Source organism: Oerskovia sp. 140933 (assembly GCF_059651515.1).
Window position 1 is genome coordinate 44,580 of sequence record NZ_JAMXIO010000007.1, and the last position, 21,814, is coordinate 66,393.

The window sequence follows — 21,814 nt, forward strand, 5'->3', positions numbered from 1 at the left end:
TTCTGGCCCGGTCCCGGCCGATCCCCCGTCGGCACGGGACGACGCGACGATGCGACGGAGACGGCGACCATGACGACACGACTCAACCCCTACCTGAACTTCCGCGACGACGCCCGGGCGGCGATCGAGTTCTACCGCGACGTGTTCGGGGGCGAGGTGACGATCAGCACGTTCGCCGACTTCCAGGCGGCCGAGGACCCGGCCGACGCCGACAAGGTCATGCACTCCCAGCTCGAGGCTCCCAACGGCCTGGTGCTCATGGCCGCCGACACCCCGAGCTCGATGGAGTACACGCCCGGCGGCGGCATCGCGATCTCGCTCAGCGGCGACCAGGCCGACGACGCCGAGCTCCGCGGCTACTGGGACAAGCTGTCCGCGGGCGGGACCGTGACCGTGCCGCTCGAGGTCGCTCCCTGGGGAGACGCGTTCGGCATGTGCGACGACCGGTTCGGTGTGAGCTGGCTCGTGAACATCGCGGCGGCGCAGGGCTGAGCCGCCCACGAACCCGGATTGATACGCCGTCTCTTGACCTGAGACGGAATATCAACCACCATGGGGGCATCGCCCGACACCGACGTCCGGCCCGACACCGGGAGCATCCCCATGACGACCGAGAACCCCGTCCGCCGCAACGTGACCGAGCCGGACTACGACCTCTCGCAGCCGCTCGACATCGACTACGCCGGCGCGTTCTCGGACGCGACCCCCGCCGACCGCGAGCTGCAGCAGCGGGTCCGCACGTTCGTCCAGGACGAGGTCCTGCCCGTGATCGACGGGTACTGGGAGCGCGCCGAGGTCCCGTTCGGCCTGGCCAAGCGCATGGGCGAGCTCGACTTCCTGCGCGACGGCGTCGACGTCCCCGGCTCTCCCCGGATCAGCCTCATGGGCGCCGGCCTCGCCGAGATGGAGATGTCCCGCGGCGACGGCTCGGTCGCCACGATCTGCGGCGTGCAGGGCGGTCTCGCGCTGCGCTCGATCCAGCTCCTCGGCTCGGACGAGCAGAAGGCGCAGTGGCTCGGCCCGCTCGCGCGCGGCGAGAAGCTCGGCGCGTTCGCCCTGACCGAGCCCACGCACGGCTCGGACTCGGTCTCGCTCGAGACCACGGCCCGCCGCGAGACCCGCGACGGCGTCGAGGGATTCGTGATCGACGGCGAGAAGAAGTGGATCGGGTTCGGCTCCTGCGGCGACATCACGGTGCTGTGGGCGCGGCTGGTCGGCGAGGACGGCGACAACCAGGTGCACGGGTTCCTCGTGCCCCAGGACACCCCGGGCTACGCAGCCACGACCATCGAGGGCAAGGTCTCGCTCCGCGCGATCTGGCAGGCCCACATCGTCCTGACCGACGTGTTCGTCCCCGCCTCGGCCATGCTCCCGGGCGGCCGGTCGTTCAAGGACACCGCGCGCGTACTCCAGGCGACGCGCCTCGGGGTGGCATGGTCCGCCGTCGGGCACGCGACCGCGTGCTACGAGACGGCCGTCGCCTACGCCAAGCAGCGCGTCCAGTTCGGCCGCCCCCTCGCGGCCAACCAGATGGTCCAGGAGCGCCTGACCCGCATGCTCTCGACCCTGACCCAGATGCAGCTCCTCGTCGCGCAGATGACGCGCCTCGACGAGGCCGGGCAGCTCTCCGGCCCGCAGGCCTCGATCGCCAAGTACACCTGCACGCGCGGCGCCCGCGAGATCGCGGCGAGCGCGCGCGACATGCTCGGCGGCAACGGGATCCTGCTCGCCAACCGCGTCGCACGGCACTTCGCGGACGTCGAGGCCCTGCACACCTACGAGGGCACGGAGAGCGTCCAGGCCCTCATCGTGGGCCGCGACATCACGGGCGTCTCGGCGTTCGTGTAGCCCCCACCGGCGGCGCTCCCCCGTACCGGGAGCGCCGCACCCCGTGGGTCCTCGCGGGCCCCGGCCCCACAGACCACCCAGCGCCGCACCGGACCTCCTCGTTCACCTGACACCGCGGCGCTGGGTCCCTCCTTCCCCCTTCGGAGCCCACCATGAGCAACGACGCCCACGTCCCCGTCCTCCTGCACGGCGCGCGCACGCCGTTCACGCGCTTCCAGGGCGCGCTCGCGTCCCTGTCGGCGAACGAGCTGGGCGCGCACGCGATCCGCGGCGCGCTCGACGCCGCGGGGGTCGAGGCGTCCGACGTCGACGCCGTGATCATGGGTCAGGTCATCCAGGCGGGCGGCGGCCAGGGCCCTGCGCGCCAGGCGGCCGTCGCGGCCGGCATCGGGTGGGACGTCCCGACGGTCACGATCAACAAGCTGTGCCTGTCGGGCCTGACCGCGATCATCGACGCGGCCCGCCTGATCCGCACGGGCGAGGCGTCGGTCGTCGTCGCGGGCGGGCAGGAGTCCATGACGAACGCCCCGCACCTGGTGCTGGGCTCGCGCAAGGGCTTCGCGTTCGGCGACGTGACCATGGCGGACTCGCTCACCCACGACGGTCTGCGCGACCCGTTCGACGGCCAGATCATGGGCGAGGCGACCGACCGTGGCTGCGCGACGCGCGGCATCGGACGCGAGGTCCAGGACGAGTACGCGGCACGCTCGCACGCCCTCGCGGCCGCGGCCCGTGCGGAGGGCCGCCTGGCCGAGGAGATCGCGCCCGTCACGGTCCCCCGGCGCAAGGGCGAGCCCGTGGTCGTCGCGGACGACGAGGGCATCCGCCCCGGCACCACGGTCGAGGCCCTCGCGGGCCTGCGCCCCGCGTTCGTCGAGGACGGCACCATCACGGCGGGGTCGTCGTCCCCGCTGTCCGACGGCGCCGCGGCGGTCGTGGTCGTCAGCAAGGCCTTCGCGGTCTCCCGCGGCCTCACGTGGCTGGCCGAGATCGGGTCCGCGGGCCAGGTCGCCGGCCCCGACAACTCGCTCCACTCCCAGCCCGCCCGCGCGATCACCCACGCGCTCGAGCGCGAGGGCATGAAGGCCGACGAGCTGGACCTGGTCGAGATCAACGAGGCCTTCGCGGCCGTCGCGCTCCAGTCGGTCGAGGACCTCGGGATCGACCCCGCGGTCGTCAACGCCGACGGCGGAGCCATCGCCCTGGGCCACCCCGTCGGCGCCTCGGGAGCCCGCCTCGCCCTGCACCTGGCCCTCGCCCTCCAGCGCCGCGGAGGCGGCGTGGGAGCCGCCGCGCTGTGCGGCGGCGGCGGCCAGGGGGACGCGCTGATCCTGCGCGCCTGACCGTCCCTCCTCCCGTCGCGCGGTGCTGCCGCCCCGCGCGACCAGCGGCCTGCCCGAGCCTCCGCTCCGCTCGGGCAGGCCGCTTCGTCGTGCCCGACGGCGCCGCGCGTCCACGGTGCGCCGCTCGCCCGACGCGCGTGGCGCCGTCGTGCAACGATGAGCCGTGCCCGAGACCACAGCAGCCCGGCCCTCCTCGACCGGACGCCGCGCCCTGGCCTGGGCCCTGCGCTCACCGTGGGCCCTCGGCGCGGGCTTCGTGCTCGTCCATGCCTGGCTGATCGTCGACGCCCAGACCTGGGGGTACCGGATCTCGGGCGACGTGCACCTCTACTGGTACTGGGCCCGCGCAGGGTGGGACCAGGGGACGTGGCCGGTGCTCGACTACGACTGGGTCTACCCCGTCGCCGCCCTGCTGCCCATCGCGGCGCCGGGCATCGTCGGCTCGTCGGTCGAGGCGTACTACGCCCAGTTCGTTGCCCTGATCGTCGTGCTGGACGCGGTCGCGCTGTGGTTCCTCGCCCGCCTGCCGGGCCGCGGCCGGATCGCGGCCTGGTGGTGGCTCCTGTTCCTCGTCGCGCTCGGTCCCATCTTCCTCGCCCGCCTCGACGGCGTCGCGGCCGCGCTGCTCGTGATCTCCCTCGCGGTCGCCGTCCGCCGCCCGGCCGTGGCGACCGCCCTCGCGACGTTCGGCGCGTGGGTCAAGATCGCCCCCGGCGCGGTGGTCGTGGCGCTGCTGACCACCGCGAGGCGCCCGTGGCGCACCGTGATCCTCCCGGGCGCGGTGGTCAGCGTGGCCGTCGTCGCGCTCGCCCTGGCCGGCGGGTCTGGTCCCAGGGTCCTCGGGGTGTTCGGGACCCAGGACGCGCGCGGCCTCCAGTCGGAGTCGGTGTTCGCCACGCCGTTCAGCATCCTGCGCCTCGTCGACCCCCGGTGGCGGGTCTGGATGAACCCGGACATCCGCACGCTCGAGATCCTCGGCCCGGGGACCATCACGACCGGACGCCTCCTCGACGTGCTGCTCGTCGTGGCGGTCCTCACGATCGCCGCGATCTCCTGGTGGGCGGCGCGGCGCCGCCCCGAGGTCCGCACCGACGTCCTCCTCCTGACCGTGACCGCGCTGCTGCTGAGCCTCATCGTCTTCAACAAGGTCGGCTCGCCCCAGTTCGTCGCGTGGATCGGGCCGCCCGTCGCCGTGGCGATCGCGCTCGCCGGGCCAGGAGCACGGTCCGTCTGGTCGCCGCCTGCCGTCGCCGTCCTGGTCACCGCTGTCCTGACCCAGGTCCTCTACCCGATCGCGTACTGGCAGTTCATGCTCAGCACGCCGTGGATCGTCCTGCTCGCCGCCGTGCGCAACGTCGCGCTCGTGGTCCTGTTCGTCGGGGCCGTGGTCCAGCTCGTCCGGCTGGGGCGCGGGCGACCGGCGGGCCTGTCCCCCGGGGTCCGGGCGGACCGTGAAGGCCTCCAAGACGCGCCCCGCGCGCCGGGCCAGCAGCCCGGGCCGACGCCCGGCTGACCCTCCTCGTCCTGCGACGACCTCCTTGTCGACAGCCTCCTAACGAGATTGATTCTCATTCTCTGCTACGGTGTGCACGTTCCGCCGCGCCCCGCGTCGGAACCCTCTGCCTACCGGAAGGACGGTGGGACCCGCCGGGGTCCCGTGACGCCATGACCAGCACCAGACACCGCAGCCTCACCCTGGGGATCGCCCTCGCCCTGCCTGCCGCCCTGCTCGCCGGGTGCGCCACGGACGAGGCCTCGCCCGCGGCCCCGGGCACCTCGGACCACGACCACGACGATCACGACGAGCACCGGGAGAGCAGCCACGGCACCGAGGCCGCGACCGACACCCCGCGCATCGCCCTGACCTACGACGGCGGCGTGGTCGTCCTCGACGGCACGAGCCTCGAGCAGGTCGCCGACCTCCCCGTCGACGGCTTCGCACGGCTCAACCCCGCGGGCGACGAGCGCCACGTGCTCGTCTCGGCGGGCGACGCGTTCCGGGTCCTCGACCTGGGCACGTGGGGCGAGGCCCACGGCAACCACGCGCACTTCTACACCGCGGACCCGGCCTTCACCCAGGTCGAGCTCGCCGCGGACCACCCCGGTCACGTGGTGCACCACGCGGGCCGCACCGTCCTGTTCAACGACGGCTCGGGGCTCGTCGAGTCGTTCGACCCGCACGACCTCGCCGACGGCGCACCGACGACCAGCACCTACGTCACCCCGTCCCCGCACCACGGCGTCGCGGTCGAGCTCGAGAACGGGAACCTGCTCGTCACCGACGGCACCGAGGACGCCCGGTCGAGCGTCGTGGTCCTCGACAGCGGCCGCCACGAGGTCGCCCGCACCGACGCCTGCCCGGGCGTGCACGGCGAGGCCGTCGCCGCCGACGAGGCCGTGGTCCTGGGCTGCGAGGACGGCGTGGTCGTCCACACGGGCGGCGAGCTGACCAAGATCGCGTCGCCCGACGCCTACGGCCGGATCGGCAACCAGGCCGGGTCCGAGGAGTCGCCCGTGGTCCTGGGCGACTACAAGACCGACCCCGACGCCGACCTCGAACGCCCCACCCGCGTCTCGCTCGTCGACACCGCGAGCCGGCAGATCACCCTGGTCGAGACCGGCGCGAGCTACTCGTTCCGGTCGCTCGGCCGCGGCCCGCACGGCGAGGCCCTGGTCCTGGGGACCGACGGCGCGCTGCGCGTCATCGACCCCGGCACGGGCGCGATCACCAGCACGATCCCCGTCACGGGCGCCTGGACCGAGCCCGACGACTGGCAGTCCCCGCGCCCCACGCTGTTCGTGCTCGACCACACCGCGTACGTCACCGACCCGGCCACGAAGGCCGTGCACGCGGTCGACGTCGAGTCCGGTGAGGTCTACGCGAGCACCACGCTCGACGTCGTCCCGAACGAGCTGACGGGGGTCACGGGCCTCCCGGAGTGACCCCTGCCCGACGGCGCCGCCCGCCCGGGCGACCACCTCACCGCGCGAGGTGGTCGCCCAGGTCGCGCCGCGCCGTCGGGCACCTCAGCGGGCGAGCGACTCCTCGAGGCGGTCCAGCAGACCCACCTGCCCCGCGACCACCAGGTCGCGCGCCCGCGCGAGCGGCACCCACGCCGCGCGGTCGAGCTCCGGGAACGTCGCCGTGCGACCCGACCGCGGCGGCCACTCCATCTCGAACGTGTTGCTCGACGCGGTGCTCGCGTCGAAGTCCGCGCGACGCCCCCACGCCCGGACCCGCTTGCCCGCACGCTGGCGGACCTCGCCCAGGTCGACCTCAGGTCCGTCGGGAGGCGCAGAGCCCAGCTCCTCGGTGAACTCGCGGACCGCGGCGTCGTGCGCGTCCTCGTCCGGACCGACCTCCCCCTTGGGGATCGTCCACGCGCGCTCTTCCTTGCGCGCCCACAGAGGGCCGCCCATGTGCCCGAGCAGCACCTCGACCGCACCGGCGTCCACGACCCGGTAGAGGAGGAGGCCCGCGCTCGTGACCACGGCTCAGTACACCGCCGGGCGCGCCTGGAGCTCGGCGAGCACCGCCGGGTCCTGCAGATTCATCCACGCGATGACGTCCTGGTACGTCGCGCAGATCGTCTCCGGCCTGCCGCACGTCTCCAGCATGAAGTCCTTCGCGGCGGGGTTGAACGCGTTGCCGCTCCACTGGTTGAAGTGGTTCGCCACGAGCACCGGCGCACGGTTGCCGCTGAACGCCGCGGTGTACATGTGCCGGTACGTCTCGAGCACCGCCGCACGGATCTCCGGGGCCCGCTCGGGCTGGTTCTGGGCCTTGTTGAACTTGTACCAGAAGTTGTAGTCCATGGCCATGACGCTGCCCAGCGTCGGGGAGCTCGTGGTCTGCATGCGGAACTCCCACACCCCGTACTCCTGCCTGGGCCACGCGATGCCGCTGCCGGGGATCGACGAGTCGTACGTCTGCCCGTGCGCGGCCCATGCCGGGGCGATCTGGTCCCAGTTCGCCTCGAGACACGGCGTCCGGCCACCCGTGACCTCGGTCGCGGGGACCCGCAGCGCGGGCGAGCCCTGGAGCCCGTTGATCTCCTGCCAGCCGTCCCAGAACCCGAAGAACTGGTCGAGCTCGCTGTTCCAGTCGGCCGTGCTCCACGCCGCCCCGCCCGGCGGGTTGTCCGCGCAGAAGTGGCCGTTGTAGTGCGTCCCGATCTCGTGGCCCTCCAGGTAGGCCGTGTTGAGGTCCCCCACGAGGGTCGTGACCGTGGCGGCGTCCCCTCCGAAGCTCACGGACGCCTTGCCCGTCGGGTGGCCGGGGCCCGTGTACGCGTCCCGGTGCTCGTCGGTGAGGAGATAGATGCCCGTCAGGAAGGCCGTGAAGCGCGCGTCGACCTGCGCGGCGGCCTCACGGAACTCGGTCCAGCGGTCGTGCCACCCCGCACCGTCGAACGAGAAGATGACGAACTGCGGCGGCGCCTGACCCGGCGCGAGCCTCGTCATGGGCACGTTCGACGCGGCGCGCGTGGGGGTCGGCGTGGGCGACGGGGTCGGCTTCGTGGGCGTGGGCGACGGGGCGGGCGTGGGCCGCTCCGACGGCGAGGCCCCCGCGGAGGGGCGCCCCGACGTCGGGCCCGGGTCCGGCGAGGGAGATCCGGTGCAGCCCGCGAGCACCAGTCCGACCGCCGCGGCGGTCACGAGGAACACCGCGCGACGCAGCCTCCCGACAGGACGAGCAGACGTCTCAGACACGGGCAGTCCTTCCGCGCGCGGGCAGTGCCCCCACGCTAGGGGAGACGGGGCCCGAGCGCCCGGGCGGCGCGGGTGACTGCGCTCAGGGTTCCGGGACGTCCTCGAAGACGCTCCCCGGGTTGCGCATCAAGGACGCCCGGTCCAGCGGCCACACCTTCGCGACCGCGGTACCCACCACGTTCTCGATCGGGACGAACCCCTCCCCGGGCTTGTCCCTGTTGTAGCGCGAGTCGCCCGAGTTCTGCCGGTTGTCCCCCAGCACGAACAGGTATCCCTCCGGCACGGTCACGTCGAACGGGACCTCGCTCGGCAGCGACCCCGGCTTGAGGTAGGTCTCGTCGATCGCGACCCCGTTCACGGAGACCCGACCCTGGTCGTCGCAGCACGTCACCTGGTCCCCGGGGAGCCCGATCACACGCTTGATGAGGTGCTCCCCCGCGTCGACCGGACGGATGCCGATGAACGTCAGGAACGCCTCGCCGGCCCGGACCAGGCCCGTCGACTCCGACTGCGGATCCTCCTCGAGCCAGCCCCCCGGGTCCTTGAACACCACGACGTCACCGCGGTGCACGTCGAGGAACCGCGGGACGAAGCGCGACGCCAGCACCCGGTCGTTCTCGATCAGCGTGTCCTCCATGGACTCGCTCGGGATCACGAACGGCTGGACGACGAACGTCTTGATGAGGAACGAGATGACCAGCGCCGCGACGACGATGATGCCGACCTCGCGCGCGAACGACCAGCGGCGCCGGGTGGGGACGTGCCCGTCCGCGTCGCCGTCGCCGTCCGGGTCACCCTCGACGTCCGGGGCACCGGGACCGCCGACGCCCGCGTCGCCGCCCGGGCGCGGGGCCTGGTCGGCCGGTCCGTTCGCACCAGGTGCCGCCTTCTCGCCCGGGCCGCTCGTGGGCCGTGACGGGAAGACCGAGTCGACGTCCGGGGCTGCGGCGAAACCGCCCGAGGGTCTGGGCTGGTCGTCTTCGCGGTCTGCGTCGTTCGAGGTCACGGGGGACACTCTTCCACCTCCTGGTCGCACCGGCCGGTCGGTCTCGGGCGGCGCCCACGCACGGGACGGGTCCGGACAGCTCCTGCGGGACGCATCGGCGCAGGACGACGGCCCGGCGGCATCCTCGGGGCGTCCGAGCGGTGGGGCGCCGTGCGTGGGGCGGGCGAACGACGAAGGGCCCCGACCAGCGGTCGGGACCCTTCGTTCACGCGGTAGCGGTGAGATTCGAACTCACGGTGGACTTTCACCCACACACGCTTTCGAGGCGTGCTCCTTAGGCCACTCGGACACGCTACCCAGCCGAGAAGTCCCGGCTGCAGAAGGATACCCGCTCAGGGCGCCTGGACCGAATCGGGCACCCCGCGCGCCTGCCGGGCCCCTGGGAGGCCCGCCGTCGGACGCCCGGGCGCCCGCGCGGCGTCGGGCGCGAGGTGGACCCGCTCCGCGAACTCACATCCCCGGCTACCCGGGGTCAAAGGGACCTCACAGGTTCGGGCGGCTCCATGGGAGGAGTTCACTTCCCCGCCACCTGGAGGTCACCCGTGACCCAGCCCCCGCAGCTCGTGCTGTACCTCGTCGACCTGCTCGCCGTGCTCGTCCTGACGTTCGGCCTCTACTTCCCACGTCATCGGCGCCGCGACCTGGTCGTCGCGTACCTGGGGGTCAACGTGGGCGTCCTCGCGGTCGCGGCGACGCTCGCGAGCAGCACGGTGGGCGCAGGCCTGGGACTGGGCCTCTTCGGTGTCCTGTCGATCATCCGCCTGCGGTCGACCGAGCTGTCGCAGCACGAGGTCGCGTACTACTTCGCGGCCCTCGCCCTGGGCCTCCTGGGCGGGCTCGGCGCGACCGCGGGCTGGCTCGGGGTCGCGGGCAGCGCCCTGATCCTCGTGGTCATGGCCGTCGCGGACCACCCGCGGCTGCTGAGCCGCCACCGCAGCCAGGTCATCGTGCTCGACCGCGCCTTCCCCGACGAGGCCGGCCTCGTGGCCCACCTCGAGCAGCTCCTGGGCGCGCGCGTCCACTCGGCCTCCGTGCAGCGTCTCGACCTGGTCGACGACACGACTCTCGTCGACGTCCGGTACGAGGTCGCGCTCGGCGGCGGCGTCGCGGCGGGCGCCGTCCCCGACGACGTCTCTGCGGCGCTCCCGGGCGCCCGTCCGGGGCAGGTGTCGGCATGACCGCGCTCCTGCCCGACGACGCCACGACCGACACCCTCGTCCCGCCGGGCGCGGGGTTCGCCCCCGTGCCGCTCGACGAGCTCGTCGCGTCGGCCTCGCTCCAGACGAGGATCGACCGCAAGTACGTCCTGCGCCGGTCCGAGGCCGCTGCGGTGCTCGCCGACCTGGTCGAGCGCGAGCCGGGCGTGCGGGTCCTCGACATGGACGGCCGCCGGGACTTCGCGTACGAGTCGGTGTACTTCGACACCCCGGACCTGACGGCCTTCCACCTGGCGGCGCACCGCCGTCGGCGGCGGTTCAAGGTCCGCACGCGGACCTACCTGGACTCGGGCGAGGCGTGGCTCGAGGTCAAGACCCGGGCCGCGCGCGGCTCGACCGTCAAGGACCGGGTCGCGCACGAGCTCGAGGGCCGGCACGAGCTGGGCGCCGGTCGGCGCTTCGTCGCGGCCACGCTCGACGGCGCGTCGCTCTCCGCGGTGGCCGACCTGCCGCTCGCTGCCGGGCTCGTCACCCGGTACCGACGTTCGACGCTCCTGCTGCCCGGCGCGAGGCCCGGAGCCCCCGCGGCCCGCGCGACGCTCGACACGGGCCTGACGTGGCTGCTCGACGAGGGCACGCCCGCAGCTCGCACCGCGGCGGTCCCCGACCTCGTGGTCGTCGAGACCAAGACGGGGTCGACGCCGTCGCGCCTCGACCACCTCCTCTGGCGCAGCGGCCACCGGCCGCAGCGCATCTCGAAGTACGGCACGGGGCTGGCCGTCCTCCGCCCGGACCTGCCGGGCACCCGGTGGCGGCGCGTCGTCCGCCGCTACGTCGAACCCTCCCTGACCACCTCTCACGACAGGAGCACCTGATGCGAGTCCGCCGACCCACCACCGTCACGACCGCGGTCCTGACCGCGACCCTCACCGCCGCCGCTCTCGTCGGCTGCGACGCCGACACCGGCACGAGCAGCACCACGAGCGACGCCGCCTCCACCACCACGGCCTCCGCGGACATCGCCGGGCTGACCCCCGAGCAGGCCATGGCGGACAACGCCGACCCGCACGCCTCCGGCGCCGACGACGAGGACCTCACCTGGGACGAGTCCGAGGAGGTCGCGATCTCGCTCGACGGCGACTCGGCCCAGGCGGACGGCGACGGCGTGAGCGTCGACGGCTCGACCGTCACGATCACCCAGCCCAGGACCTACCGCGTCACGGGCACCCTGACCGACGGGCAGCTCGTCGTCGCCTCGTCGGGCGACGGCGTGGTGCGCCTCGTGCTCGACGGTGCGAGCATCACGACCTCGACCACCTCGGCCCTGGTCGTGGACGACGCCGCGAGCGCCGTCGTCGTCCTGGCCGACGGCTCGACCAACCACCTCGAGGCCACCGGTGCAGCCGCGGACGCCGACGCGGACGGCAGCACCGACGAGCCCGACGGCGCACTGTTCTCCTCGGCCGACCTGACGATCGGCGGAACGGGTGCGCTCGACGTGGTCAGCGCCGCGACCGACGGGATCGTGAGCAAGGACGGCCTGGTCGTCGCCGGGGGCGACCTCACGGTCGACGCAGGCGACGACGGTGTGCGCGGCAAGGACTACCTGGTCGTGACCGACGACGCGTCGGTCACCGTGACCGCGGCGGCCGACGGTCTCAAGTCCACCAACGCGGACGACGAGACCATGGGCTACGTCGCAGTGCTGGGCGGGACCGTCGACGTCACGGCAGGCGACGACGGGATCCAGGCGGAGACCGACGCGATCGTCGCCGACGCGACCGTGACGATCGCCGCGGCGGGCGGCCCCGGCGCCGAGGTCGCCGAGGACGCCTCCGGCAAGGGCGTCAAGGGCACGGTCGGGGTCGTGGTCGGCGGTGACGCGACCATGGACGTCACCGCGGCCGACGACGGGCTGCACTCCGACGGCGCGGTGTCCGTCTCGGGCGGCGACATCGCGCTCGCCTCGGGCGACGACGGCGTGCACGCCGAGGGTGACCTCACGGTCACGGACGGCACGCTCACCGTCAGCGAGTCGGTCGAGGGCCTCGAAGGGGCCACGGTCACGCTCGCGGGCGGCGACGTCGACGTCACCGCGTCCGACGACGGCGTGAACGCCGCGGGCGGGACGAGCACGGACACCACGACCGACGGCACCACCACCCAGGGCGGCACCACCACCGACGGCACCGCGCCGCAGGAGGGCCAGGCACCCGAGGACTTCACTCCCCCGGCCGACGGCGAGCGGCCCGCCCTGCCCGACGGGACGACCCCCGGCGACGGCACGGGCGAGGAGCCGCCCGCGATGCCCGACGGCGAGATGCCGTCCGGCGAGCGGCCCGCGATGCCCGACGGCGCAGCGCCCGACGCGCAGCAGGGCGGCCAGGGCGGCGCCCCCGGCGGTGAGAGCGCCGACACCGGCGACCACTGGATCAAGATCACGGGCGGCACGCTCGTGGTCGACGCCGGTGGTGACGGCATCGACAGCAACGGCACGCTCGAGATCACGGGCGGCACGACCGTGGTCCAGGGCCCGACCGACGCGGGGAACGGCGCGCTCGACGTCGACGGCACGTTCACGATCACGGGCGGCACGCTGCTCGCGGCGGGCAGCGTCGGCATGGCCGTCGCCCCCGACGCCGACTCGTCGCAGGGCTGGGTCGCGGCGAACCTCGACCAGACGGCCACCGCCGGGACCGTGGTCCACGTCGTGACCGACGACGGCACGACCCTCGTGTCCTACGAGGTCACCAAGGACACCGCCAACGTCGTGTACTCGTCGCCCGACGTCGAGACGGGCGAGACGTACGTCTTCCAGACCGGTGGGTCCCTCGGCACCCCCGGCGCCGCGGGGCTCTCGGAGGACGGCAGCACCGACGGCGCCACCCAGGCCGCGTCAGCGGTCGCGGGCGAGTTCGCGGGCGGCGGCATGGGAGGCATGGGCGGCGGCGGTCGCGCTCCCGGGGCCGACGGCTCGACCGGCTCGGCCGGGACCACGGGCGGGACGACCACGAGCGGCGCGTGACGCCGTCGGGCACCCACCGGGACGCAGCAGGGGTGGCGCCCCCCCCGGGGGGCCGCACCCGCCGGTGGGGCACCCCTGCCGGCCCCGGAACGCCCCGGGGCCGTGCTCACGCAGACGTCATGCCGAGCAGGGACGCCCCGCGTCCCACACGCCCCACACGTCGGTCCCGGGCACCTCGCCACGGGTCCACCACTGCGCGGTGTGGTTCACACCCGCACGGGAGACGACCGCGCCGCCCGCGTAGGTGGCCCCGAGCGAGAACGCCGGCGCGCACTTCACGACCTCGACCACGGGAGCCGTGCCGCACGGGCCGATCTTCTGCCACGGGCTGCCCGACGTCGCCGCCGGGGCCGTGCCGCGCGTCCACCACTTGGCCTTGTACTCGGTGCCGTCGTGCGAGACCACGTCACCCGAGGTGTAGACGCCCGAGCCGTACCACGGGGCGGCGCACCGGGCGTCGACCTGCGGTCCAGGCGTGGACGCACGCAACGTCGAGCCGAGCGTCGAGCCCAGCTCGTTCTTGTAGTCACCCGTGAGGTCCCACCACATGGCACCGCCGTAGCCCTGGACCGCCAACCACTCGGCCTTCGCGTTCACGGACGCCTTGTCGTCGTAGCTCCACCACTGGTCGCCGTCGTAGCGCCACGAGGCGCCGATCTTCGGGTCGAAGTACGCGGTGCCGACCGTCCGCAGCTCGGCGTACGTCTTGGTGCCGATGTAGCCCGCTGCCGGCTTCCAGCCCGCGCTGCCGTCCGCGACGCCGTACCAACCGTGGCCGTAGGCCGCGAGGCCCGCGTTGAGCTGCTGCGGGTCCGCGCCCGCCTTCACGTACATGCTCATCGCACCGTCGAGGCCCAGGCCCCAGTTCTCGGCGCCGTCCGGGTGCAGGTTGCCCTGGTGCCCGGTCTTGTCGGGGACCCAGCCCCCGTGGAAGTCATAGCCCTGGACGTTGAGGAAGTCGACCACCGCGAACAGGCGCGGGTCGAGCCAGCCGCCCTGCCCCGCGTTCCAGCCGCCGGCGGGGGCGAAGCCCGTCAACAGGTAGTCCTGCCCGCTCTGGGCTCCCAGCGCGTCGAGCGAGCTGCGGAACTCCTCCATGAGGAGCAGGAAGTTCTCCTTGTCCTCGGGGCGGGCGTTCGCGGTCTCACCACCGGTGACAGGCCACTCCCAGTCGATGTCGATGCCGTCGAAGATGCCGGCGGCCGCACCCGCACCACCCTTGTCGCCGATCTTCGGCAGGTTGCCCTTGATGTAGATGTCCAGGCACGAGTCGACGAGCCTCGTGCGCCCCTCGGCCGTCGAGGCCGCCTCGGAGAAGTTGTCCGACCAGGTCCACCCGCCGAGCGACACGAGGATCTTGGTGTCGGGGCTGACGGCCTTGAGCTTGCGGAGCTGGTTGAAGTTGCCGGCGAGGGCCTGCCCCGCCTTGTCGGCCTTGCCGTCCACGGACTGCTTGGCCGGGACCAGGCGCAGGAAGTCGTTCTGCGCGTCCCCCTCACCGGGAACCTGGTTGATGTCGCAGACGAGGTCCGTCGTGACGTTTCCGAACGCGTAGTTGAGGTGCGTCAGGTCCTTGATCGCGCCGGTCGAGACCAGGTTGGCGACGTGGAAGTTCCTGGTGATCGGGCCGTCGGCCATGAAATAGCCGACGCTGCGGTAGCCGTTGATGTCGTCGGGCCCGGCGGACGTGACGGCGGGCTTGGCGGTGGGGGTGGCGGCCTGCGTCGCGGGGGCCGCGGCGAGTGATGCCGCGAGCACCGCTGCGGCGGCGATCGCTACCGGCGCGAGCCGGCGTCGTGGTGCGTTCATTGAGGGCCTCGTTGCTCTCCTCCGGGCACGCCCGGAACTTTGTTCGGACGCCTCGCACACTAGCCGTGGCGCATTGCTTTGCCAAGACCCTTAACCAATCACCCAGCCGTGTTGCGCCTTTGGCCCGATTTGCCCTTGGACGGGTGTCCAACTCGCCCGTTTCGCGCGGGCCGCCGCACGTCACACCGCTTCTTGTGGAACCTTCCGGCAGGGCCGTCGTACCCTCGAAGGGTGGCTCAGCAGACCTCAGGATCTCCCGTGACAGAGCCCTCGCTCGACGACGTCGTCCACCTCCTGCGCGGAAAGCGGCTCACCGCACTGACCGGCGCGGGCATCTCGACGGACTCCGGCATCCCCGACTACCGCGGGCCCGACTCCCCGCCCCGCAACCCCATGACCTACCAGCAGTTCGTCGGCGACGAGGCGTTCCGCCGCCACTACTGGGCGCGCAACCACGTGGGCTGGCAACGCGTGCACCGCACGCACCCCAACGCCGGGCACAAGGCCCTGGTGCGGCTCGAGGAGCGAGGCGTCCTCGAGGGGATCATCACCCAGAACGTCGACCTCCTCCACGAGGACGCAGGCTCGCGCAACGTCATCGACCTGCACGGCCGCTACGACCGCGTGATCTGCCTGTCGTGCTCACGCGTCATCTCGCGCGAGCACCTCGCCGAGCGGCTCACCGAGCTCAACCCCCACTTCCTCGAGAGCGTCGGCGACCTCGCCGACGTCGAGACCGCCCCCGACGCCGACGCCGTGATCGAGTCGACCGCACACTTCGTGCCCGCCGCGTGCGAGTTCTGCGGTGGGATGCTCAAGCCGGAGATCGTGTACTTCGGCGAGAACGTGCCCCGCGAGCGCGTCGAGCGCGCCTACGCCATGGTCGACGCCGCCGACGCGCTGCTCGTCGCCGGGTCGTCGCTGACCGTCATGAGCGGGCTGCGGTTCGTCAAGCACGCCGTGAAGAACGACAAGCCCGTCGTGATCGTCAACCGCGGTGCGACCCGTGGCGACCCGCTCGCCACCCTCAAGCTCGAGGCCGGGGTCTCCGAGACGCTCGAAGCGCTGGCCGACCGGCTCTGAGCCGGCGGGCCGCAGGGCGGGCGCCGGGCGGCCGGGGGCCGGGGCGGGCGCCGGGGACCGGGGCGACCCGCCCGACCCACCCTGCCCGGGCAGGTCCTACCGGGACAGGCCCCGTCCCGACGGCCGCCCGACCTCGACCCCCTCGACGTCGTACACGAGGCCGTCCGGGGTGCGCACACGCACCGTCACGAGGTCACCCGGCTCTATCTGCGTCCCGTCGTCGTCCGCGTCGAAGTACCACGTGAAGCCGGCGGCACCGCCGCCGCGCAGGCGCGTCCCCCGGTCCTCGGAGCCGGGTTCGACGGGAGGGAGGGGGGCGATCTCCCGACCCGCGCGCACCAGCGCGACCTCCGGCGGCCGGACCTCGACGACGCCCTCGCTCTCCGGCACGGTGACGGCCAGGCTCACCCTCACCGCGGCCGAGGAGTCCCACTTGACCGACGGCGCTCCGTACGTGGCGCCGTCGGGCCCGAGCACCGCCACGTCGTCGCTCACCGTCTCCCCCTCCTCGACCGGCACGACCGGGAGCGGCGCCTCGGTCGACGACGGGACCGGCTCGGGGGCGGGCGTCCTGTCCCACAGCAGGGAGACGCCCACCACGCCCAGGACGGCCAGCACGAGGTAGGCGACGGCCTTCGGACGGACGCGTGCCGAGGACATCAGCCCGCCTGTGCCGCGTCGAGGCCCCTCGACCGGGTGCGCAGAAGACCGATGCCCGTGGCGACCACTGCGGCGACGAGGACCTGACCCAGTGCGGCCAGCACCAGCCCGTCGGACCCGGCGTCGAACGCGGACAGGTACCACCACGTCACGAAGAAGGCCCCGACCGGGATCGGCGCCGCCGCCACGCCCCACGACCACCAGGCGCGATCGCGGGCAGCGGGGACGGCCAGACCGGCTCCCGCGCCGCACAGGAGAGCGGCGAGCATCCACGGCACCCACGTCCACGACAGGACGAGCTCGCGCTCCCCCGCGCGCATCAGCACCTGGAGAGCGAAGCCCGCAGCGTACTCGCCGACGAGGAACCCGACGAGCGCCCAGACCCAACCGCGCAAGAGACCGCCCAGCCGAGGCGCCCTGGTCGGCTGGTCTGCCTCTCGCGCCGCGACCCTCACCCGGTCACCTCGAGGCTCTCGTCGATCGCGGCGACCAGGTCGGGGTCCAGGTCCTTGCCCGTGAGCTGCGCCATCACGACGTGGTCCTCGTCGTCCGCCAGACCCCACAGCACGCCCTCGTACGTCCCGTCCTCGCCCTCGTAGGTGAAGTCGACCCGGTCCCGGAGGAGGTGGTTCTGCTCCTCGTCGGTCTCGGGGCCGTCCACGATCTTGAAGCCCGGGAAGCCACCGACCTGAGCCGAGGCGATGACGCTGCTCGTGGCGACGAGCGCATCCGTCTCGCCCCACTCGGGAGCCAGGAGGAGCTGCACCGTCGCGGCGTCGCCCTCGGCGTCCTGGTAGGACTCGGTCCAACGGTCCGTCACCTGACCGCCCTCGACCCACCCCTCCGGGACGGCCACCCGCATCCAGCCCGTCTGCACCTGCTCGTACCCCTCAGGAATGCCGTCGCCCGAGCACCCTCCGAGGGCCACGGCCGCCACGAGGGCTGCGGTCGTCGCACGTGCTCGTCTTCCGAACTGCATCGCTGCTCTCTCCTTCTGGGACCTCCGGGTCACGTGGTCAGCCACCGATGCACACCGCGTCGTCCACCCACGGTCGGACCGCGTCCGCCTGGGGGGCGCCGAGGAAGTGCGCCTTGACCGCCGTGGCCGTGGCCTCCTCCATGCTGAAGTTGAACCCGAGCTGGAGTCCCGCCTTCACGGCCGCACCGAACGCGAAGCCGTCCTGGATGTTCTCATACTCGACCCGGCTCACCGTGGCCTTCTCGTACAGGAGCTGGGAGAACGGGTCGTCGGACGGCTTGTCCGGGACCACGGCCGAGAGCGGGATGCGCAGCGCGTCGCCACGCTCGGCCAGCCACGCGTCGACCTGGGCGCGGTTGGAGTCGTCGACCACGAGCGTCGTGGTGGTCATGACCGAGCTGCCCTCGGCCGTCCCCGCCCCACCGTTGACCTGCTCGAACGTGTCGTTGCCCAGCTGCCCCTCCAGCGAGCTGGCGCCGACGGTCTTGAACACGATCTCCGTGACGTCCTTGTTCTTGTCCCGCTTCACGGAGAACGCGGCCTCGCCGCTCAGGCTTCCCGTCCCGGATCCCGCCACGAGCTCGATGCCCGCCGCACCGCTGCCCTTGAGCTGGTAGTTGTAGGTCACGTCCCCGTTCGAGCTGGTCTCCACGACCACCTCGCCCGAACCGTCGAGGGAGAAGCTGAGCCCCAGGTTCGGGTCGAGGAACTCCTCGTTCCCGTCGGCGTCCTTCTTCCCCGTGGGCTCCCGGAGCCCGATCCCTCCGTCGAGCGCAGCCTCGAGGCCGATGGTCGTGAACTTGACGGTCGGAGGCTTGGGCGCGTCCACGAACCCGCCCATCCCCTTGATGGCCCAGGCGCCACCCTCCTGCTTGAGCATCTCCTGCTGCATCAGGTAGTCGTCGAGCTGGGAGCGCATCGTGTCGTACTCGGCCTTCGACGTGAACTCCCAGGTGTCGCCGTAGCCGAACGTCAGGCCACCGCCGAAGTCGACGTCCGCCCCGCCCTTGGTCTCGCTGCCGAGCTTGCCGATGTTGAACGTGGCACCGGCACCACCCTCGGCACCGAGCGCACCGCCGTCCGTGACCGTCACCTTGACGCTGCCGTCGGCCTGCTCCTGCACGATGAACCCGGAGTTCTCACCGATCGTGACGAACGCGATCTTGATCTGCGCGGAGTACGACTCGTTCTTCTCGGAGAGCATGCACACCGGCGGTTGGAAGTCCTTGTCCTGCTGCGGCGCCGCGGCGTCCGTCACGGTCCCGCACGACGCCCCGCTGCCCGACACCGCGGTCACGACCTTGCACAGCTCGATCGCGATCCGGTCACCGACCTTGAAGGTGGTGAAGACGAGGATCAACGCCGTGACGAGGACCACCGCGACGGCGACGACACCGAACGTCTCGATCGTCGACGCGCCACGCTCGCCCTGGCCACGAACCGTGCGCGCACGGCGCGGCCTCGTCATCTGTCCCACGGTGGTTCACTCACTCCCCGTGCCGGGTGACCGGCACGTTCTCGATCGCGGGCAGGTCGGGGATCTCCACGGTCACGGTCTCCGTCGCCGGATCGAGCGCCGGGAGCACGCAGGTCTGCGGGAACTTCTCGGCCTCGAGCGACTTGGGCTTGGCGGAGCACGTCTGGAAGGCGCTCTCGCCCTTCTCGCGGTCCGCCTCCCGGTAGCTCGAGAGCCGCTGCTGGGACTCGGGGTCGACGACCGCCAGCCCCTCCACGTAAGCGAGGTTCCAGTCCGCTCCCGCGAGCGAGTACGCCTCGAGCCGGATAGTCTGCCCGTCCCCCGAGGCGAGGGTGAACCGTACGAGCGTCCGGTCGGGGTAGGCGTCGACCGAGAGCGCGTCCGCGACGACCGAGCGCGTCGTCCCGCCACCCACCGGGACGTCCCCGGTGGCCGTGCCGACCGGGAACGCGTCCTCGGCCGCGGACAGCGCGAGCGCGAGCTCCTCGGCCGAGACCTCCGGAGCGGTCGACGGTGACTCGGAACCCGCGGTCTGCCGAGGGCCGCCCGACGCGTCGGGCGCCTCCGGGCTGCCCGTGCATGCGGACAGGGTCACGAGGGTCACCAGCAGCCCCCCGAGCACGGTCCCGTGCTTCCTGACGTTCATCGCTTCCCTTCCTGCACGGAGTAGACGACAGTGACCCTCCGGTTCGCCTGCTGGCCCTCGGCCGAGGAGTTGCTCGCGACCGGCTCGGTCTCGCCCTTGCCCACGGCCTCGAGCGTCACCTCGTCGCCGACGGCGGGCTGGAGCGCCGCCAGGACCGCCGCGGCGCGCTGCTCGGAGAGCACCTGGTTGTCGGCGTCCGTCCCGTCGGAGTCGGTGTGCCCCGTGATGACGACCTGGCCCGTCCCCCGGGCCGCGATGTCGGCCGCGACGTCGGCGAGCGTGGTCTGCGCACCCGGGGAGAGCGTGGCCGAGGCCTTGTCGAAGACGACGTTGGCGTCGAGCGTCACCGCCACCTGCTCGACCGTCTCCTCGGTCGCCGCGACCTGCTCGAGGTCGGAGGTGCGCCGGCTCAGACCGAAGACCGCCCCGTCGATCCCCGCTGCCGCGATCTGGTCGCTCGGCGGAAGCTCCGGCCAGCCCTGGCCGAGCAGGACCGCGGGCTCCTCGGCGACAGGGGTCAGGGCGCCCTCGCCGACGGGCACCCCCGCGACGACGTCCCGGCCGATCCGCACGTCCACGGACGTCAGTCCTTCAGGGAGCTCGGGGAACAGCGCGAAGGCCACCGCGAGCTCGTCAGGACCGGCCTGGAGGTCCTTGGACGCCGACGTCAGCGCCGCGCCGTCGGCCACGAGCGGCCGGTACCCCTGCAGGCCTGCGACGTCCACGAGGGCGACCGCCGACGCCATGTTGTACCCGTAGACCGTCGGGACCTGGAGATCGGTCGGGAAGGCGTTCGTGCCCCCGGTGCCGATGCCCTTGGTCTCCTCGGTGAGGGAGTAGTACAGCGCGGTCCCGCCGTCGACGCGGTAGACGCCGTGGACGATGCCTCGGACCACGGGATCGTCCCCCAGGCCGAAGGACGGGTAGGAGAACGTCCCGTGCAGCGGGACGTCGGTGCCGTCGACACGGACCACGCCGCGAGCGAGGTCGAGGTCGGTGCCGGAACCCGAGGGCTCCGTGTCGGACGAGCCGGCCGTCGCGACCTGCCCTCCGGCCAGCACCGCGACGAGAGCCACGGGGACCACCATCCACCTGCGAGCAACCCTCATGGTCGTTCCTCCTTGACTCTCCGGCCTCTGCAGGCACCTTGCTGAAGCATCCCGTCCACCCGCCCCGGCTACGGCGGTGGGTCGACGAGCCGCGAGGTCGCGGCCTCGACGACCCGCTGACGCGCCTCCGCCAGCACGTCGCGCAGATCGTCGCCGGACACGCGGCGGACGCCGTCGCAGCCGAACGAGTAGACCCAGTCGGTGTACTCGGGCGGCGGAGGTTCGGTCGGCTCCGGCGTCGGCTCGGGCTCCGGCTCGATCTCCTCGCGATCCGCGCTGACCCAGCAGGTCGACAGGTCGATCCCCAGGCGTGCCCGCGCGCTCGACTCGGTCCGCCCCCCGCCCGGTGCCGGCTCGAGCAGCCGGGCCCGCACGGTCACGGTGCCGCCCCGCACGTCGTACGCGTACCACGCCGGCAGGACCTCGCCGTCGTTCCTGTGCGCGTAGTCGTTCGCCGCGGAGTACCCCATGGACGGCAGCGGTGACCGCGTCGGCCACCACGTGCCACCCAGGTCGTTCCCGCCGGTCAGGTCGCGCACCGGGACTCCGGCGAGCTCGTCGAGGAAGTGCTCACGCACCCGCTCGGCCCCGGCGAGCGCGGCCGCGTCGGCGACCGTGCGTGCCCTGCCCCCCTGCTCGGTCCCTCGCAGGAGCGGGAGGACGGCCACCAGGGCGACCGCGAACACGACGACGAGGACCGTGGCCAGCAGACCGCTGGAGGCCAGGCCCTCGTCGCCGTGCAGGCGTCGACGCGTCACTAGTTGATCTGGTCCAGCTGCTCCTGGATCCTCCCACCGAGGTCGAAGCCGCGGAACACGGCGATCAGTGCGACGACCAGGAGCACGGCCACGACGATCACACCGAGGTACTCGATCGAGCCCTGACCCGCCTCGCGGGCCTCGAGCGACTTCTGCAGACGGATCTTGGCCTTGACGAATGCACGGGTCATGAGAGTTCTC

21 protein-coding genes and 1 tRNA gene are annotated in these 21,814 nt (G+C 72.8%); 9 read left to right on the top strand and 13 right to left on the bottom strand.

Annotated elements, in window-relative coordinates; all coding sequences use genetic code 11:
- Positions 1 to 69: 69 nt before the first annotated feature.
- From NHG27_RS05775 to aztD, 5 genes are all read left to right on the top strand, one after another.
- Positions 70 to 492, top strand: coding sequence for a VOC family protein (locus tag NHG27_RS05775; RefSeq protein WP_497015057.1), 423 nt, complete (start codon positions 70 to 72; stop codon positions 490 to 492).
- A gap of 111 nt (positions 493 to 603) precedes the next feature.
- Complete coding sequence (locus NHG27_RS05780; protein WP_497015223.1) at positions 604 to 1,848, top strand: acyl-CoA dehydrogenase family protein; 1,245 nt, start codon at positions 604 to 606, stop codon at positions 1,846 to 1,848.
- Positions 1,849 to 2,000: 152 nt separating this feature from the next.
- Positions 2,001 to 3,191 (top strand): acetyl-CoA C-acyltransferase, encoded by a 1,191-nt coding sequence (locus NHG27_RS05785; protein ID WP_497015058.1) that lies wholly within the window; start codon positions 2,001 to 2,003, stop codon positions 3,189 to 3,191.
- A 163-nt stretch (positions 3,192 to 3,354) separates the two neighbouring features.
- On the top strand, positions 3,355 to 4,704 hold the full coding sequence (locus NHG27_RS05790; protein ID WP_497015059.1) for a glycosyltransferase 87 family protein: 1,350 nt from the start codon (positions 3,355 to 3,357) through the stop codon (positions 4,702 to 4,704).
- 152 nt (positions 4,705 to 4,856) lie between these two features.
- The gene (aztD, locus tag NHG27_RS05795; protein ID WP_497015060.1) at positions 4,857 to 6,134 is read left to right on the top strand and encodes a zinc metallochaperone AztD; all 1,278 of its coding nucleotides are present in this window, start codon (positions 4,857 to 4,859) and stop codon (positions 6,132 to 6,134) included.
- 84 nt (positions 6,135 to 6,218) lie between these two features.
- Here aztD and NHG27_RS05800 read toward each other — a convergent pair whose 3' ends face one another.
- The 4 genes from NHG27_RS05800 to NHG27_RS05815 form a co-directional block, all read right to left on the bottom strand.
- Entirely contained in the window at positions 6,219 to 6,683 is a 465-nt protein-coding gene (locus NHG27_RS05800) for an NUDIX hydrolase (RefSeq protein ID WP_321575213.1), read from the bottom strand.
- 3 nt (positions 6,684 to 6,686) lie between these two features.
- Positions 6,687 to 7,904, bottom strand: coding sequence for a polysaccharide deacetylase family protein (locus tag NHG27_RS05805; RefSeq protein WP_497015061.1), 1,218 nt, complete (start codon positions 7,902 to 7,904; stop codon positions 6,687 to 6,689).
- Between the two features lie 82 nt (positions 7,905 to 7,986).
- Positions 7,987 to 8,910, bottom strand: a complete 924-nt coding sequence (lepB, locus tag NHG27_RS05810; RefSeq protein ID WP_193718403.1) for a signal peptidase I — start codon at positions 8,908 to 8,910, stop codon at positions 7,987 to 7,989.
- Positions 8,911 to 9,120: 210 nt separating this feature from the next.
- Positions 9,121 to 9,207, bottom strand: a tRNA-Ser gene (locus tag NHG27_RS05815).
- A 245-nt stretch (positions 9,208 to 9,452) separates the two neighbouring features.
- Between NHG27_RS05815 and NHG27_RS05820 the strand changes: the two genes are divergently transcribed.
- The 3 genes from NHG27_RS05820 to NHG27_RS05830 are packed head-to-tail and all read left to right on the top strand — an operon-like array spanning position 9,453 to position 13,092.
- Positions 9,453 to 10,088, top strand: a complete 636-nt coding sequence (locus NHG27_RS05820) for a DUF4956 domain-containing protein (protein ID WP_497015062.1) — start codon at positions 9,453 to 9,455, stop codon at positions 10,086 to 10,088.
- A complete protein-coding gene (locus tag NHG27_RS05825; protein ID WP_497015064.1) occupies positions 10,085 to 10,942 on the top strand; it encodes a polyphosphate polymerase domain-containing protein in 858 nt (285 codons plus the stop codon). Before NHG27_RS05820 ends, NHG27_RS05825 begins: the two co-directional genes overlap by 4 nt.
- The gene (locus tag NHG27_RS05830) at positions 10,942 to 13,092 is read left to right on the top strand and encodes a carbohydrate-binding domain-containing protein (protein ID WP_497015065.1); all 2,151 of its coding nucleotides are present in this window, start codon (positions 10,942 to 10,944) and stop codon (positions 13,090 to 13,092) included. The genes NHG27_RS05825 and NHG27_RS05830 overlap by 1 nt, the downstream gene beginning before the upstream one ends.
- A 117-nt stretch (positions 13,093 to 13,209) precedes the next feature.
- Here the strand turns inward: NHG27_RS05830 and NHG27_RS05835 are convergent, their stop codons facing one another.
- Positions 13,210 to 14,901 carry a glycosyl hydrolase family 18 protein gene (locus NHG27_RS05835; RefSeq protein ID WP_497015067.1) on the bottom strand — a complete coding sequence of 564 codons (1,692 nt, stop codon included), beginning with the start codon at positions 14,899 to 14,901 and terminating at the stop codon, positions 13,210 to 13,212.
- 258 nt (positions 14,902 to 15,159) lie between these two features.
- Between NHG27_RS05835 and NHG27_RS05840 the strand changes: the two genes are divergently transcribed.
- Positions 15,160 to 15,984, top strand: a complete 825-nt coding sequence (locus NHG27_RS05840) for an NAD-dependent protein deacetylase (protein WP_497015070.1) — start codon at positions 15,160 to 15,162, stop codon at positions 15,982 to 15,984.
- A 96-nt stretch (positions 15,985 to 16,080) separates the two neighbouring features.
- Here NHG27_RS05840 and NHG27_RS05845 read toward each other — a convergent pair whose 3' ends face one another.
- The 8 genes from NHG27_RS05845 to NHG27_RS05880 all read right to left on the bottom strand — a co-directional run bounded on the left by NHG27_RS05845 (position 16,081) and on the right by NHG27_RS05880 (position 21,804).
- Positions 16,081 to 16,644: a hypothetical protein gene (locus NHG27_RS05845; protein WP_497015071.1), complete on the bottom strand. Its 564-nt coding sequence runs from the start codon at positions 16,642 to 16,644 to the stop codon at positions 16,081 to 16,083.
- Positions 16,644 to 17,039 (bottom strand): hypothetical protein, encoded by a 396-nt coding sequence (locus NHG27_RS05850; RefSeq protein ID WP_497015073.1) that lies wholly within the window; start codon positions 17,037 to 17,039, stop codon positions 16,644 to 16,646. The genes NHG27_RS05845 and NHG27_RS05850 overlap by 1 nt, the downstream gene beginning before the upstream one ends.
- Positions 17,040 to 17,095: 56 nt before the next feature.
- Positions 17,096 to 17,623, bottom strand: coding sequence for a hypothetical protein (locus tag NHG27_RS05855; protein WP_497015076.1), 528 nt, complete (start codon positions 17,621 to 17,623; stop codon positions 17,096 to 17,098).
- Positions 17,624 to 17,660: 37 nt separating this feature from the next.
- Entirely contained in the window at positions 17,661 to 19,091 is a 1,431-nt protein-coding gene (locus tag NHG27_RS05860; protein WP_497015079.1) for a hypothetical protein, read from the bottom strand.
- A 19-nt stretch (positions 19,092 to 19,110) separates the two neighbouring features.
- The gene (locus NHG27_RS05865) at positions 19,111 to 19,746 is read right to left on the bottom strand and encodes a hypothetical protein (protein ID WP_497015080.1); all 636 of its coding nucleotides are present in this window, start codon (positions 19,744 to 19,746) and stop codon (positions 19,111 to 19,113) included.
- Positions 19,743 to 20,855: an OmpA family protein gene (locus NHG27_RS05870; RefSeq protein ID WP_497015082.1), complete on the bottom strand. Its 1,113-nt coding sequence runs from the start codon at positions 20,853 to 20,855 to the stop codon at positions 19,743 to 19,745. The genes NHG27_RS05865 and NHG27_RS05870 overlap by 4 nt, the downstream gene beginning before the upstream one ends.
- Before the next feature lie 68 nt (positions 20,856 to 20,923).
- Complete coding sequence (locus tag NHG27_RS05875) at positions 20,924 to 21,613, bottom strand: hypothetical protein (RefSeq protein WP_497015084.1); 690 nt, start codon at positions 21,611 to 21,613, stop codon at positions 20,924 to 20,926.
- Positions 21,613 to 21,804, bottom strand: coding sequence for a hypothetical protein (locus NHG27_RS05880; protein ID WP_497015088.1), 192 nt, complete (start codon positions 21,802 to 21,804; stop codon positions 21,613 to 21,615). The genes NHG27_RS05875 and NHG27_RS05880 overlap by 1 nt, the downstream gene beginning before the upstream one ends.
- Positions 21,805 to 21,814 lie beyond the last annotated feature (10 nt).

What these genes read in the sequence shown, in the direction of transcription:
- NHG27_RS05775 (WP_497015057.1), top strand. Translation starts at nt 70, where the DNA reads ATGACGACACGACTCAACCCCTACCTGAACTTCCGCGACGACGCCCGG.
- NHG27_RS05780 (WP_497015223.1), top strand. Translation starts at nt 604, where the DNA reads ATGACGACCGAGAACCCCGTCCGCCGCAACGTGACCGAGCCGGACTAC.
- NHG27_RS05785 (WP_497015058.1), top strand. Translation starts at nt 2,001, where the DNA reads ATGAGCAACGACGCCCACGTCCCCGTCCTCCTGCACGGCGCGCGCACG.
- aztD (WP_497015060.1), top strand. Translation starts at nt 4,857, where the DNA reads ATGACCAGCACCAGACACCGCAGCCTCACCCTGGGGATCGCCCTCGCC.
- NHG27_RS05825 (WP_497015064.1), top strand. Translation starts at nt 10,085, where the DNA reads ATGACCGCGCTCCTGCCCGACGACGCCACGACCGACACCCTCGTCCCG.
- NHG27_RS05830 (WP_497015065.1), top strand. Translation starts at nt 10,942, where the DNA reads ATGCGAGTCCGCCGACCCACCACCGTCACGACCGCGGTCCTGACCGCG.
- NHG27_RS05835 (WP_497015067.1), bottom strand. Translation starts at nt 14,901, where the DNA reads ATGAACGCACCACGACGCCGGCTCGCGCCGGTAGCGATCGCCGCCGCA.
- NHG27_RS05845 (WP_497015071.1), bottom strand. Translation starts at nt 16,644, where the DNA reads ATGTCCTCGGCACGCGTCCGTCCGAAGGCCGTCGCCTACCTCGTGCTG.
- NHG27_RS05855 (WP_497015076.1), bottom strand. Translation starts at nt 17,623, where the DNA reads ATGCAGTTCGGAAGACGAGCACGTGCGACGACCGCAGCCCTCGTGGCG.
- NHG27_RS05860 (WP_497015079.1), bottom strand. Translation starts at nt 19,091, where the DNA reads ATGACGAGGCCGCGCCGTGCGCGCACGGTTCGTGGCCAGGGCGAGCGT.
- NHG27_RS05865 (WP_497015080.1), bottom strand. Translation starts at nt 19,746, where the DNA reads ATGAACGTCAGGAAGCACGGGACCGTGCTCGGGGGGCTGCTGGTGACC.
- NHG27_RS05870 (WP_497015082.1), bottom strand. Translation starts at nt 20,855, where the DNA reads ATGAGGGTTGCTCGCAGGTGGATGGTGGTCCCCGTGGCTCTCGTCGCG.
- NHG27_RS05880 (WP_497015088.1), bottom strand. Translation starts at nt 21,804, where the DNA reads ATGACCCGTGCATTCGTCAAGGCCAAGATCCGTCTGCAGAAGTCGCTC.